Origin of the sequence: Spirillospora sp. NPDC049024 (genome assembly GCF_040649235.1) — a bacterium.
In the GTDB taxonomy this organism is placed as follows: domain Bacteria; phylum Actinomycetota; class Actinomycetes; order Streptosporangiales; family Streptosporangiaceae; genus Spirillospora.
In genome coordinates this window covers 85,946-99,135 of record NZ_JBEZFD010000010.1, presented here as the reverse complement: position 1 = coordinate 99,135, position 13,190 = coordinate 85,946, and the positions used below count along the sequence as shown (strand labels likewise).

Below are 13,190 nucleotides of genomic sequence, written 5' to 3'. Positions count from 1 at the left end.
AACACCGACAAAACCGGATTGCCGGTGGCCGAAGGTCAGGTGATCTCCAGGAGCTTCTCGCGGACGGCGTAGACGACCGCCTCCATCCGGGAGTGGAGCTGGAGCTTCTCCAGGATGTTGCGGACGTGGTTCTTCACCGTGTTCTCGGAGATGAACAGCTCGCGGGCGATCTCCCGGTTGCCGAGGCCGCGGGCGACCAGCCGCAGCACCTCCATCTCGCGCTCGGTGAGGCGGGGCGCGGGGACCTGCTGGGTGCGCTCGTCGCTGCGCTTGGCCAGCGCGGCGAACTCGGTGATGAGCTTGGACGCCATCGACGGGCTGATCAGCGACTGGCCGCCGTGCACGGCGCGGACGGCCTGCGGGACCTCGTCGATGGAGATCTCCTTGAGCAGGTAGCCGCTGGCGCCCGCCTTGATCGCCTCGAAGAGGTCCTCCTCCTCGTCGCTGATGGTCAGCATGACGATCTTCGCGCTGGGCGCCGCGTCCTTGATCGCGGTGCACGCCTCGATGCCGCTGCGGCGCGGCATGCGGATGTCCATGAGCACGACGTCCGGCAACAGGTCGCCGGCCATCTCGACCGCCTGCTGCCCGTCGCCGCCCTCACCGATCACCTCGATGTCGTCCTCGCCCTGGAGGACCATCTCCAGGCCGCGGCGGAACAGCGCGTGGTCGTCGACGATGAGCACGCGGATGGGGTCTGCCGCTCCGGTCGGCGATGCCGCCTCCCGGCCGGCGGGGGCGGTGCCGGCGCCGGTCTGGCGGGGTACCGCCGCGGCGTCGCGAGGCTCGGGATTCTCGCTCACCAGAGTCGCGGCGTGGAGGAGACGCCGCTTCCCCCTCTCACTATTCAGCGATATGGAACTGCCGGAGGGTCGTTCTCCTGCGGGTGGTCCTCGGGAACTTACGGGGTCCGGGGACGAACCCGGGGGATTTCGGACCGGGGTGTCTCCCGTTCAACCGCCGCGCGCCCCGGGAGGTTCCCGGGACGCGCCGCGTCGTGGCTCGGCTCATGCGCCTTTTCAGATCATGACATGGTTCAGGCGGTCACGTGATGCGAGTACGGCATCACTCTTCGACGAGCCTGATGACTCCGTAGTCCCAGCCTCTCCTCCGGTACACGACCGAGGGGTGCCCGGTGGACTTGTCGCGGTACAGGAAGAAGTCGTGGCCGACGAGCTCCATCTCGAAGAGGGCCTGCTCGATGCCCATCGGCTCGGCCTTGTGGAACTTCTCGCGGACGACGATGGGGCCGTCGCCGTCCATGGGGATGGGGACGAGGTTCTCCTCCTGCGTGATCGCCGCGGGCTCGGCCTCCTCCTCGACCTCGGCGGCCGGTGCGGCGGGCTCCGCGGGAGCGGCGGGGAACGCCTCGGGGATCGTCTCCATCGTCGCGAGCTTGGCGCGGCCCTTGCCGCCGTGGCCCTTGCGCCGCTCCGAGTCGCGGCGCAGCCGTGACTCCAGCTTGTCCAGAGCGAGGTCGAGGGCTCCGTACCGGTCGTCCGCGGCGGCCTCGGCCCGGATCACCGGGCCGCGGGAGCGGATCGTGAGCTCCACCCGCTCGCGCTGGTCGGCGAGCCGCGGGTTGCGTTCCTCGGACACCTCCACGTCCACGCGGATGACCTTCTGGTCGAGCCGCTCGATCTTGGCCAGTTTCGTGTCGACGTGCCGACGGAACCTGTCGTTGACCTCGGTGTGCCGGCCCCTGACGGTGATGTTCACGCGGGGACCCCCCTTCTCCCGGTTGCGATTCTTGCCCGCTCCGGGACCCTGGGGGCCCCGGACGGGTACCACAGGACGATGGGTCGCACCCGCCCGGCCGACCTGGTCTTCGTCCCCACATCCGCCTGCTGAGGGGCTCGCGGCGCTCTCGCCACTACTGCCCTTCTCCCGGTTCGGGGGATGTCGGATCCCCCGACGGGGCAGGACTTACCTCTAAGGCGCACCGTGATCGGTCGACGAGAAGTCGCCTTACGTGGGCCGTTTCGCCTGCGCCTGGCATCGGCTAGCCGGATCGTCTGCCGTGCCCCTGACGGGCACTGCGATCCAACGCAACCACGGACCCGGGCGGGTGCCATGTCAGGAACGCTAACCCCTTACGCCACGAATGTCAGGGGGGTGAGGCGAGGAAAAACTCACTGACCGTCATCGTTGACTGCCTCAGCGGGATCTCCCGCCGCCCCTCCACGGCCCCCTCACAGGCGCGGAACCCCCGTGTACGCGCCGCTTACGGGCCCGACGCCCGCCCAGGTCAGCCGGGACTGGCCTCGCGGTGAGTTTGCGAAATCTCTACCCCTCGACGTCCGAATGTGACTTGATTAACTCCACTCATTCCCCTCACACCACACCAGTCCGACATCTTTCGCTACATGGAGTCACCAGGGGCGGTGACGGGGCGTCGCCGCGATGGTGGCCGCCGCGGTCACCTCCCCTCCGGCCGCGCGCAGGGCCCGGGCGGCCTCGGCGAGGGAGGCGCCCGTCGTGACCACGTCGTCCACCAGGACGAGGCGGCGCCCGGCGACCTCGGCCCGCACCTCGACCGCTCCGCTGAGGTTGGCGGCCCGCTCCTTGGCGGACAGCCCCGCCTGGTCGGCGACACGCCCCCGCTGGCGGAGGGCGTCCAGCGCGGTCACGGGAACCCCGTCCGCGCGAAGCCGCCGGACCGCGACGTCGACCGCGCCCCGTAACGGATCGTGGCCGCGCCGCCGCACGGCTCGGCGCCCCGACGGCACCCACACCACCACCGGCGGCGGATCGGGCCCGGAGGGCAGGGCGGCATGGACGGCGGTCGCCAGGGCTTCCCCCAGCGGGACGGCGAGCGCCGCACGTCCGCGCTCCTTGTAGGCGGCCAGGATCGTCCGGAGCGGCCCCTCGTAGGCGGCCACCGTCCACGGAGGGGGCAGGCCGGCGGGCGCTTGCCCGGCAGGCCGCGCGGCCGCCCGCAGGGGCCGTGCGCACGCGTCGCAGAGCAGCACCGGATGCTTCCCGCACCCTGCGCAGTGCTGGGGAAGCAGCAGGTCGATCAGATCGGCGAGAACACTCATGCCCCCGACGATGCCGAGCCCGCCCGGCCGCCGCCCCGCCGTCCACAAACTGTGGATAACTCTCGGCGACCACGCCGTGACAGAGATCGGCGGCGACGGGCGGTCGCGCCTCCGGCCCGCCGCGACCCTCCCTGCCAGAGCCCTCTGCCCGCCAGGAGGGGCCCTCAGCCGGGGTAGGAGGGGTCCTTGGCGGGGGTGGGGCACATCCAGGCGCTGTAGGAGTTGCTCGGGGAGCGCTGGCGGCAGACCTGGTCCTTGCCGGACGAGCGGGTGCCGATGAGGATCGGGGCCCCGGGGGCGGCGGCGATCGTGCGGGGCTCGCCGAGCGACCCGACGCCCAGCGACGTGATGGCGCTGCCGCTGATCGGCATCAGGAACGGAAGCGTCTGCGAGTCGCGCTTGGCGCGGCCCAGGACGGCGAGGGTGCCGTAGTCGCGCCAGGCGAGGTCGACGGCGTCCTGGAGTTCGGAGCTGACGGGCAGGAACGAGCCGACGTCCAAGGCGCCGTCGGGGGCCCGGACGATGCGCCCCAACTGGACCTGCGGACGGCCGTCGATGCGGGCGATCACGGCCGCGCGGACGCCGTCGCGGGCGACGCGGAAGGCGAGGACCTCGCGGCCGCCCAGGCCCCAGTGGGCCGCCCGGACGGGCGGCTGCCCGCGCCTGCGCACCCACAGCGAGGACTCGTTCTTCTTCGTCTCCACGATCCACAGGGTGCCGTCGTGGCTCCACGTCGGCGGGGTGAAGTGGGCGCCGGGGCGCGCGGTCAGCAGGAGCCGGGGCACGGGCTGGCCGGTGACGGGGCCGGCGACCAGGACCTGGCTCCGGTCGGCGCTCAGGCCCGCGAGCTCCTGGTGGTCGGGGGCCACCGCGGGGCGGGACAGGCGGCCCGCGGCGCCGGTCACCACGGGCTGGGCGCGGTCGCTCTCCAGGGTCCCGAGGAAGCCGGAGGGGCCGACGACGTAGGCGTTCTGCCGCACGCCCTCGCCCGGGACCTGGCCGTCGGGCGAGTTGCCCTCCCAGGCGTTCACGGGCTGGGTGGCGTCCATGTCGTCGGGCGCGACGGTCTTCCCCTCGATCGACAGCCGCCACGACTTGATCTCCGAGAGCTGCCGCATCGTCCACGCGAGCTGCGCCGACATGCGCTCGACGTCGCCGCCGCGGGCCTGCCCGGTGAGGTCGACGGTCGCGACGTCCTTGTCGATCTGCACGCCGCGCCGGAGCCGGGTGCCCTCCGGGAAGGCGGTGTCGACCGCGCCGTTCAGCCAGGAGGTCGGGCCGGCCAGCAGGGCCTGGACGAGCTGGGTGGGCAGGGTCTGCCGGTTCACGACGGGCAGGAAGACGCCGTTCGGGACGAGGGTGCGCCGGTCGGGCGCGAAGAAGTACAGGTTGACGGTGCGCATGGCGCGCTCGACGTCGTCCTTGGTGAGCAGCAGGCCGGCCTTGTCGTCGCCGGGCAGGCCGGTGATGCGCCAGACGCCCTGCGGCGTCTTGGCGAGCTGGAACGTGGCGTCGAGCGCCTTCGGGGAGGCGGTGTACTGGCCGTCGGCGGTGATCGTGCCGAGTTCCTCGCCGGTGACGCGGACGGTGGCCTGGTCGCCGGACGACTTGATCACGTGCGGGTCGGTGATACGGCTCGCCAGCACGGTCACGAAGGGCCGCAGCCCGGGGTTCCAGGACGTCTGGCCGGACAGGTACTGCTTGGCGACCCGGTGGCCGTCGTCGAAGCTCGCGGACGCGGCGAGGAACCCCGAGACGATCTGGTCGGGCCCCCACTCGGGGCGCGGCTTCACCGGGATCAGCCGGACGTACGGGTCGTCGACGCGCTCGGCCCGCTCGGGCGGCCTGCCGGAGACGACCTGCCCGCCGCTCGGGACGTTCGCGCATCCGGCGCCGCCGAGGACCAGGACGGCGACGACGAGCAGCCGCGTGATCCGCCGGGTTCCCACGCAGGGGCTCATTCGCCCGCCTCCAGTTCCGCGAACAGCGGGCGGGCGTCACCGGCCCCGGGCGGGACGAGCGGCAGCGGCGAGCCCCGGAGCTCGGCCCCGGCCACGCGCGGCAGCGAGAGGCGGAACTGGGACCCCGCACCGGGCTCTCCCCACGCCTGGAGCCAGCCGCCGTGCAGCTGCGCGTCCTCCCGGGAGATCGACAGGCCGAGGCCGGTGCCGCCGGTGGTGCGGGCGCGGGCCGGGTCGGCGCGCCAGAAGCGGTCGAAGACCATCTGCCCCTCCCCCGGTTTCAGCCCGACGCCGTGGTCGCGGACGGCGACGGCGACCGCGTCGCGGTCGGCGCCGACGGAGACGACGATGTCCTCGCCCTCGCCGTGCTCGACGGCGTTGACGAGCAGGTTGCGCAGGATGCGCTCGACGCGGCGGCGGTCGACCTCGGCCATGCAGGGCTCGCCGGGCAGCTGCAGGATGACCTTGCTGCCCTTGCGCTCGGCGAGGCCCTGGATGTCGCCGACGACGCGCAGCACGAGGTCGCGCATGTCGAGGGACTCGGCGTCGAGCGTCGCGGCGCCCGCGTCGTGCCGGCTGATCTCCAGCAGGTCGGCCAGGAGGGACTCGAACCGCTCCAGCTGGCTCTGCAGCAGCTCCGCGGACCGTCCGACGGACGGGTCGGCGAAGCCGTCGCGGCTCTCGTAGAGCATGTCCGCGGCGATCCTGATGGTGGTCAGGGGCGTGCGCAGCTCGTGGGAGACGTCCGAGACGAACTGGCGCTGGACCTGGGACAGGTCCTCCAGTTCGCCGATCTTCTCCTGGAGGTTGGCGGCCATGTCGTTGAAGGAGCGGGCGAGCCTTGCCAGGTCGTCCTCCCCTCGGACCCGCATGCGCTCTTCGAGGCGTCCGGCGGCGAGCCGCTGCGCGCCCTGGGCGGCGAGCCGCACCGGGATGACGACCTGCCGCGTGACGAGGGAGGCGATCGCGGCCAGGAGCAGCACCAGGACGATGCCCACGCCGGCGAGGGACCGGCTGACGTTGGTGAGGGTCTGCTGCTCCTGCGTCAGCGGGAACAGGTAGTACAGCTCGAACTGGCCGGTCCTGCCGCCGACGATGAGGCCGCGCTCGTCCGGACGGTGGCCGAAGTAGGACAGTTTGCCGTAGGTGTAGGCGCGGGAGCCGGCGGGCGCGTTCCTCAGCTCCTCGCGGAGCCGCTTCGGGACGCTCTCCTCCCGCAGCTCGTTGGTGCTGTACCCGTCGAAGTACTGCTCGGTGGTGTCGCGGATGTAGACCTCGTAGAGCCCGGACGGCCCGCTGCGCGCCTTCAGCCGGTCGATCGTCGAGTTCAGCCTGCTGCCGTCGCCGGTGGTGTTCCCCAGGTCGCGCTGGACCTGCGCCAGGCCGTCGTCCAGCTGGAGGCGGGCGGCCTTGACCTTGCCGTCCATCAGCGCGGACGACACCTGCTGCATGAGGAACGCGCCCAGGATCGCCACCACGATCGCGGAGATGAACAGGGTGGACGTGACGACCCGGACCTGGATCGACCGCCGCCAGCGCAGGTAGGCGGCGCTCGCTCCGCCCTGCAGGACGCGCCGGACGGCGCCCAGCCCGCGCCGGACGAACCGCTTCGCCCTCCGCATGTCGACGTTCATGGGAGGTCCGCGAGGCGGCGCGGCGGGGGGGAGGGGCGCTGGTGGGTCATCGGCGTGTCACGGGGACGGCGGCACGGCGGGAGGGGCCTCAGGCCGGGCCGGCCTTGTAGCCGACACCGCGCACGGTGACGACGATCTCGGGCCGTTCCGGGTCCTTTTCGATCTTGGCGCGGAGCCGCTGGACGTGCACGTTCACCAGCCGGGTGTCGGCGGCGTGCCGGTAGCCCCAGACCTGCTCCAGCAGCACCTCGCGGGTGAACACCTGGCGGGGCTTGCGGGCGAGGGCGACGAGCAGGTCGAACTCCAGCGGGGTGAGCGGGATGTGCCGGTCGCCGCGCTTGACCGAGTGGCCTGCGACGTCGATGGTGATGTCGCCGATCTGGAGGGTCTCCGGCGCCGGCTCGTCGGTGCGGCGCAGGCGGGCGCGCACGCGCGCCACCAGCTCCTTGGGCTTGAACGGCTTGACGATGTAGTCGTCGGCGCCCGACTCCAGGCCGAGGACGACGTCCACGGTGTCGCTCTTGGCGGTCAGCATGACGATCGGCACGCCGGACTCGGCGCGGATCTGCCGGCACACGTCGATGCCGTCGGCCCCCGGCAGCATCAGGTCGAGCAGCACGAGGTCGGGCCGGGTCTCCCGGAACGCCTCGAGCGCCTTGTCGCCGTCGTGGACGAAGGAGGGCTCGAAGCCCTCGCCTCTCAGCACGATGCCGAGCATCTCGGCGAGTGCGAGATCGTCGTCGACGACCAGTACACGTCCTCTCATGGCCCTCATCGTCACAAAGTCGGGGTTCGGTGGAGTGGGGCGCGATGCTCCGGCGCCACCTCGCCAGGGAGAGATATGCCTCGGCGTGCAAGGTTACCCGCGTTTGCGTCATACGGCGCTCCCTCGAACCGTCCGGCCGACTCGCGATCGGGGGCGACTCCCCAAACCATCGCAAGTTTCACGCCGCGCCCGTGACAGGATGACCTGACCGGCGGTCGCGAACGGGCCCAGAACGGGCACGGGCGGACACGCCGCCAACCCCCGCCGGAGATCGCAGGGAGACGGGATGCCGGGACCGGACGGCTGGGACGACGCCGCCGACGCCGCCGACGTGACGCGGGGCGTCCCGTTCCGTCCCATGTCCATCTCCGAGATGCTGGACGGCGCCATCGCCGGGATCCGCCGCAGGCCGCGCGCCACGCTGGGCCTCTCGGCGGCGGCCGCCACGCTGATCCAGGCCACGAGCTCGGTCGCGGCCTACTTCTTCATCGGCGAGGAGGCCCGCGACGAGGTCACCCCCGACGTGCTGATGGAGTCGCTGGGCGCTCAGCTCACGCTGTCCCTGCTGGGGATGGTGCTGTCGGCGTTCGGGATCCTGCTGCTCGCGGGGCTGATGGCGCCGATCCTGGGGCGCGAGCTCCTGGGCATGCCGATCGCGCCCAGGCAGGCGTGGCGCGACGCCAGGCCCCGGCTCGGACGGCTGATCGCCACGACGGCGGCCGTCATGGGCATCTCCCTGGGCGCGCTGGTCCTGCCGATCGTCCCGTTCTTCGTGCTGATCGCGGTGGGGGCGCATCCGGCGCTGACCGTGCTCGCGGGGGTCTTCGGTTTCCCCATCGGCATCGGGCTGATGGTGTGGCTGTACATCCTGTTCGTCCAGGCGGTGCCCGCGGTCGTCCTGGAGCGGCAGACCGTGGGCGGCGCGCTGCGCCGCGCGAGGACGCTGTCCAAGGGCCGGTGGTTCCGGACGTGCGGGACGCTGGTGCTGGCCCTGCTCGTGACCGTGTTCATGGGCTTCTTCGCCTTGCGGATCCCGTTCCTGTTCGCGCAGTTGATCTTCTTCGGCGACGCCTCCGGCAGCGAGGCGACGATGGGCGCGCTCGCGGTGGACACCGCGGGCCGGATCGTGGCCTGGTCCGTGGTGATGCCGTTCGACGCGGGTGTGATCGCGCTGCTCTACATGGACCGGCGGATGCGCCGCGAGGGCTTCGACCTCGACCTGCGCACCCGGGGCCGCTCGGCCGCGGCCGTCGCCGCCGGCGAGCGGGACGCCGCGGGGACGCGAGCGCCCGCCGGCGCGCAAGGGACCGGCGCGGCTCAGGGGACCGGCGGGGAGCAGGAAGGCGGCGGCGAGCAGGACGGCGCCGGGGAGCACGACGAGGGGTTCATCGGCCTGTGGCGGACGGGTCCGCCGCAGGCGCGTCCGTGGACGGGGGCGGGCACGTGATTCTCGATCCGATCGGCCGCGACGAGGCCCGCGAGATGGCCCGCCGCGAGCTGGAGAAGCAGATCTACCAGCGCGACAAGCCGTCCGGGCTGGAGCGCCTCTGGGACGACTTCTCCGAGTGGCTGCGCCACCTCTTCCAGAAGGCGCCCGCGCCGGAGTCGCAGGGCAGCGGCGGCGGATGGCTGTCCATCGTCGTCATCATCGTGATCGTGCTGGTCGCGGTGGCGCTGGTGGTGTGGCTGATGTGGGGGCGCCGGAACCCGCGCTCCCGCAAGGGCCCGCTGCTGGAGGACGCGCCGTCCACCGCGCTCGACCACCGCGAGGCCGCGGAGCGGCACGCGGCGGAGGGGCGGTGGGCCGAGGCGATCCGCGAGCGGCTGCGCGCCATCGCCCGCGACCTCGAGGAGCGGGCGGTGCTGGCGGCGCGCCCGGGGCGCACCGCGGACGAGCTGGCCGCCGAGGCGGGCGAGGCGGTGCCGGAGCTGGCGGGCGAGCTGGCCGCGGGCGTGCGGATCTTCGACGACGTCTGGTACGGGGACCGTCCCGGCACCCCGGAGGGATACGCGCGGATGAAGGAGCTGGACGAGCGGCTGCGGGCCGCGCGGCCGAAGCCGCTGGAGTCCGACGACCTCACCCTGGCCGGATCCGGCGACGAAGGGGGGCCGCGATGGTGACGGCCTCCCCGCCGCGCGGCGGGGCGCCGGCGGCCGAGCCGTCCGCCCGGCAGGTCGCGGGGCGCCGCTGGCGGTCGGCGCGGGGCATCGTCGCGGCGGTCCTCGCGCTGGTCGCGGTCGCGGTGGCGCTGGCCGCGCTGCGCCCCGCCGCGTCGGCGGAGGAGCTCGACCCGGAGTCGCCGAAGCGGGACGGCAGCCGGGCGCTCGCCGAGATCCTCAGGCGGCACGGCACGCCGGTGACGGTGGCCCGGAGCACCGGCGACGCCCTCGTGGCGGCCGCGCCGGGCACGGTTCTGGTGGTGACGCGCACCGAGCGGCTCACCGAGGACGACCTGGCCCGGCTGAGCTCGGCACCGGCCGACGTCCTGCTCGTCCGGCCGACGTCGTTCGCGCTGGACGCGCTCGCCCCGCAGGTGCGCAGGAAGGGCCCGTCGTTCGACGAGAGCGCCGAGCCGGGCTGCGACCTGCCGGCGGCGACGCTCGCGGGCAAGGTGGCCTTCCACGAGTCGGACACCTACGAGGCCTCGGGTTCCACGGCCTGCTACGGGGCCGGCTACGGCGGCGCGAGGCTCGTCCAGATCCGCGACGGCGTGCACACCGTCACGGTGCTCGGCGCGACGGCCCCGCTGACGAACCGGAGGCTCGCCGAGGAGGGCGACGCCGCGCTGGCCATGAACCTGGTCGGCGCGGGCTCCTCGGCGGTCTGGCTCGCCCCCGGCCTGCCCGAGGCGGGGGCCGGCGCGGGGCAGCGGTCGCTCGGCGACCTGCTGCCGTTCGGGGTGAAGCTGCTCATCCTGGAACTGCTCGTCGCGGTGCTGCTGGTGGCCCTGTGGCGGGCCCGCCGCCTCGGCCCGGTCGTGGCGGAGGCGCTGCCCGTCGTCGTCCGGTCCGCCGAGACGGTCGAGGGCCTCTCCCGCCTGTACCGCGCCGGGCGCGCCCGCGACCGGGCCTCGGACGCCCTGCGCTCCGGCGCGCGCGAACGGCTCGTGCCGCTCCTCGGGCTGCCCCGCAGCAGCGCGCAGGACCCCTCCGCCGCACAGGAGATCGTCACGGCGGTCGCCCGCCGCACGGCGTACGACGAGACGTACGTCGGAGCGGCCCTGTACGGTCCTGAACCCTTGGACGACGCCGGGCTGATCGCCCTCACGGACGTCCTCGACGACCTGGAAAGGCAGGTACGCGAGTCTTGAACCCCCCTGTAGAGCTCGGGAAGGACGACGTGCCCGGCGGCGCGGGGCCGGGCACGATCTCCGAGGACGCCCGGCGCCAGGCCGAGACGGCCCGCGCGGCGCTCGCGGCCCTGCGCGCCGAGGTCGCCAAGACGGTCGTCGGTCAGGACTCCGTGGTGACCGGGCTGGTGATCGCGCTGCTCTGCCGCGGCCACGTCCTGCTGGAGGGCGTCCCCGGCACGGCCAAGACGCTGCTCATCAAGACGCTGTCGCGGGCCCTCGACCTCGACTTCAAGCGCGTCCAGTTCACCCCCGACCTGATGCCGGGCGACGTGACCGGCTCGCTGGTGTACGACAACAGGACGGCGGAGTTCGAGTTCCGCGAGGGGCCGGTCTTCACCAACCTCCTCCTCGCCGACGAGATCAACCGGACGCCGCCGAAGACGCAGGCGTCCCTCCTGGAGGCCATGGAGGAGCGCCAGGTCTCGGTGGAGGGCGCCGCGCGCGCTCTGCCCGACCCGTTCGTGGTGTGCGCGACGCAGAACCCGATCGAGTACGAGGGGACCTATCCCCTGCCCGAGGCCCAGCTCGACCGGTTCCTGGTCAAGCTGACGGTGCCCGTCCCCACCCGGGACGAGGAGATCTCCATGCTCCAGCGGCACGCGGCCGGGTTCGACCCGCGCGACCTGTCCGAGGTGAAGGCGGTCGCCGGAGCGGCCGAGCTGGCCGCCGGGCAGGCCGCCGTCCGGACCGTCCACCTCGACCCCAAGGTCGCCGCCTACGTCGTCGACCTGTGCAGGGCCACCCGGCAGTCCCCGTCGCTCCAGCTCGGCGTGTCGCCGCGCGGCGCGACGGCGCTGCTGGCGACCTCCCGCGCGTGGGCGTGGCTGTCGGGCCGCGACTACGTCACCCCGGACGACGTGAAGGCGCTGGCGAGGCCCACGCTGCGGCACCGCGTCCAGCTGCGTCCCGAGGCGGAGCTGGAGGGCGCGACCGCCGACGGCGTGCTGGAGGGCATCCTCGCCCACGTCCCCGCCCCGCGCTGATGGCGCTGACCGGCCGCCTCGGCCTGCTGGCCCTCCTCGGCGCGATCGTCCCGCTGTTCGCGCCGAGCTGGTGGACGCTGTTCGCGGTGTGGGGCGCCCTGCTGCTCGGCGTCGTCGCCGACCTCGCCCTGGCCGGGAACGTGCGGGCCCTGCGCTTCCACCGCGCCGGCGACACCAGCGTGCGCCTCGGCGGGACGGCCCAGGTGGCGCTGGTCGTGGAGAACCTCGGTCGGCGGCGCCTCAAGGCCCGGCTGCGGGACGTGTGGCCGCCGAGCGCGGGCGCCGCGCCCCGCGTGGTGAAGGTCGACGTGCCCGCCGGCGAGCGGCGCCGCGTCGAGATGGCGCTGACGCCCACGCGCCGCGGCGACCGGAAGGCCGTCACCGTCGTCGTCCGCTCCGTGGGGCCGCTCGGGCTGGCCGCGCGGCAGCTCTCCCGCTCCGCGCCCTGGACCGTCCGGGCGCTGCCCGCGTTCCCGTCCCGCCGCCACCTGCCGGCCAAGCTCGCCCGGCTGCGGGAGCTGACGGGCGCGCACGTCGCGCTGATCCGCGGGCAGGGCACCGAGTTCGACTCCCTGCGCGAGTACGTGGACGGCGACGACGTCCGCTCCATCGACTGGCGCGCCACGGCGCGGCGCGGCGACGTGGTCGTGCGGACCTGGCGTCCCGAACGCGACCGGCGCATCTACCTCGTCCTCGACACCGGCCGCACGTCCGCGGGCCGCGTCGGCGACATCCCCCGGCTCGACTGCTCGATGGACGCGGCGCTGCTGCTCGGCGCGCTCGCGTCCCGCGCCGGCGACCGGGTCGACCTGCTCGCCTACGACCGCCGCGTCCGCGCCCGCGTCGAGGGCGCGTCCCGGACCGACCTGCTGCCCGCGATGGTGCACGCGCTCGCGCCGCTGGAGCCGGAGCTGCTCGAATGCGACGCCGCCGGAATGGTGTCGACGCTGATGGCGCGCGTCCGGCAGCGGTGCCTCGTCGTGCTGCTCACCGAGCTGAACACCGCCGCGATCGAGGAGGGGCTGCTGCCGCTGCTGCCGCAGCTCACCGCCCGGCACCTCGTCATGATCGCCGCGGTCTCGGACCCGCGGCTCACGGAGATGGCGGAGGCCCGCGGCGACCTGGCGTCCGTCTACGACGCGGCCGCCGCCGAGCGCGCGAGAGCCGAACGCCGCCGCCTCACGGCCGAACTACGAGGCCACGGCGTAGAAGTCGTGGACGCCCCACCAGCAGAAATAGCCCCCGCCCTAGCCGACGCCTACCTGGCTCTAAAGGCCGCAGGAAGGCTGTAAGAACCCCAACCCGGGCCGTACCACACAACGACCTCAATGGTTGCGATCGCGTCCGAAGGCAGATTCGAGCGAAGCAAGAATCTGATCGCGCAGCGAGCCGCGAGGCGAGACGGAGCGATGCCAGCGATCGCCGCAGTGCCCGACGATGGAGGGCCGCCAA

The 13,190-nt window shown here is 73.5% G+C and carries 11 protein-coding genes; 5 read left to right on the top strand and 6 right to left on the bottom strand.

What is annotated here, in order from left to right; translation table 11 throughout:
- Positions 1-35 precede the first annotated feature (35 nt).
- The 6 genes from AB0C21_RS20005 to mtrA all read right to left on the bottom strand — a co-directional run bounded on the left by AB0C21_RS20005 (position 36) and on the right by mtrA (position 7,402).
- A complete protein-coding gene (locus AB0C21_RS20005; protein ID WP_149259177.1) occupies positions 36-803 on the bottom strand; it encodes a response regulator transcription factor in 768 nt (255 codons plus the stop codon).
- A 262-nt stretch (positions 804-1,065) separates the two neighbouring features.
- Positions 1,066-1,719, bottom strand: coding sequence for a ribosome hibernation-promoting factor, HPF/YfiA family (gene hpf, locus AB0C21_RS20000; protein ID WP_149259176.1), 654 nt, complete (start codon positions 1,717-1,719; stop codon positions 1,066-1,068).
- 653 nt (positions 1,720-2,372) lie between these two features.
- The gene (locus AB0C21_RS19995) at positions 2,373-3,041 is read right to left on the bottom strand and encodes a ComF family protein (RefSeq protein ID WP_500205896.1); all 669 of its coding nucleotides are present in this window, start codon (positions 3,039-3,041) and stop codon (positions 2,373-2,375) included.
- A 164-nt stretch (positions 3,042-3,205) separates the two neighbouring features.
- Positions 3,206-4,990, bottom strand: coding sequence for an LpqB family beta-propeller domain-containing protein (locus AB0C21_RS19990; RefSeq protein WP_500205894.1), 1,785 nt, complete (start codon positions 4,988-4,990; stop codon positions 3,206-3,208).
- Between the two features lie 8 nt (positions 4,991-4,998).
- On the bottom strand, positions 4,999-6,636 hold the full coding sequence (gene mtrB, locus AB0C21_RS19985; RefSeq protein ID WP_235036764.1) for an MtrAB system histidine kinase MtrB: 1,638 nt from the start codon (positions 6,634-6,636) through the stop codon (positions 4,999-5,001).
- 88 nt (positions 6,637-6,724) lie between these two features.
- Positions 6,725-7,402, bottom strand: coding sequence for an MtrAB system response regulator MtrA (gene mtrA / locus AB0C21_RS19980; RefSeq protein WP_021598338.1), 678 nt, complete (start codon positions 7,400-7,402; stop codon positions 6,725-6,727).
- 286 nt (positions 7,403-7,688) lie between these two features.
- Here mtrA and AB0C21_RS19975 point away from each other — a divergent pair, with 286 nt between their 5' ends.
- Genes AB0C21_RS19975 through AB0C21_RS19955 form a run of 5 tightly spaced genes read left to right on the top strand, consistent with a single transcriptional unit; the run spans position 7,689 to position 13,030 of the window.
- The gene (locus AB0C21_RS19975) at positions 7,689-8,849 is read left to right on the top strand and encodes a hypothetical protein (RefSeq protein ID WP_500205892.1); all 1,161 of its coding nucleotides are present in this window, start codon (positions 7,689-7,691) and stop codon (positions 8,847-8,849) included.
- Complete coding sequence (locus AB0C21_RS19970) at positions 8,846-9,523, top strand: DUF4129 domain-containing protein (RefSeq protein ID WP_149259172.1); 678 nt, start codon at positions 8,846-8,848, stop codon at positions 9,521-9,523. Before AB0C21_RS19975 ends, AB0C21_RS19970 begins: the two co-directional genes overlap by 4 nt.
- Entirely contained in the window at positions 9,517-10,713 is a 1,197-nt protein-coding gene (locus tag AB0C21_RS19965) for a DUF4350 domain-containing protein (protein ID WP_500205890.1), read from the top strand. Before AB0C21_RS19970 ends, AB0C21_RS19965 begins: the two co-directional genes overlap by 7 nt.
- A gap of 56 nt (positions 10,714-10,769) precedes the next feature.
- Entirely contained in the window at positions 10,770-11,738 is a 969-nt protein-coding gene (locus AB0C21_RS19960) for an AAA family ATPase (RefSeq protein WP_500206179.1), read from the top strand.
- Positions 11,738-13,030 carry a DUF58 domain-containing protein gene (locus tag AB0C21_RS19955; protein WP_500205889.1) on the top strand — a complete coding sequence of 431 codons (1,293 nt, stop codon included), beginning with the start codon at positions 11,738-11,740 and terminating at the stop codon, positions 13,028-13,030. Before AB0C21_RS19960 ends, AB0C21_RS19955 begins: the two co-directional genes overlap by 1 nt.
- The last annotated feature ends 160 nt before the right edge of the window (positions 13,031-13,190 follow it).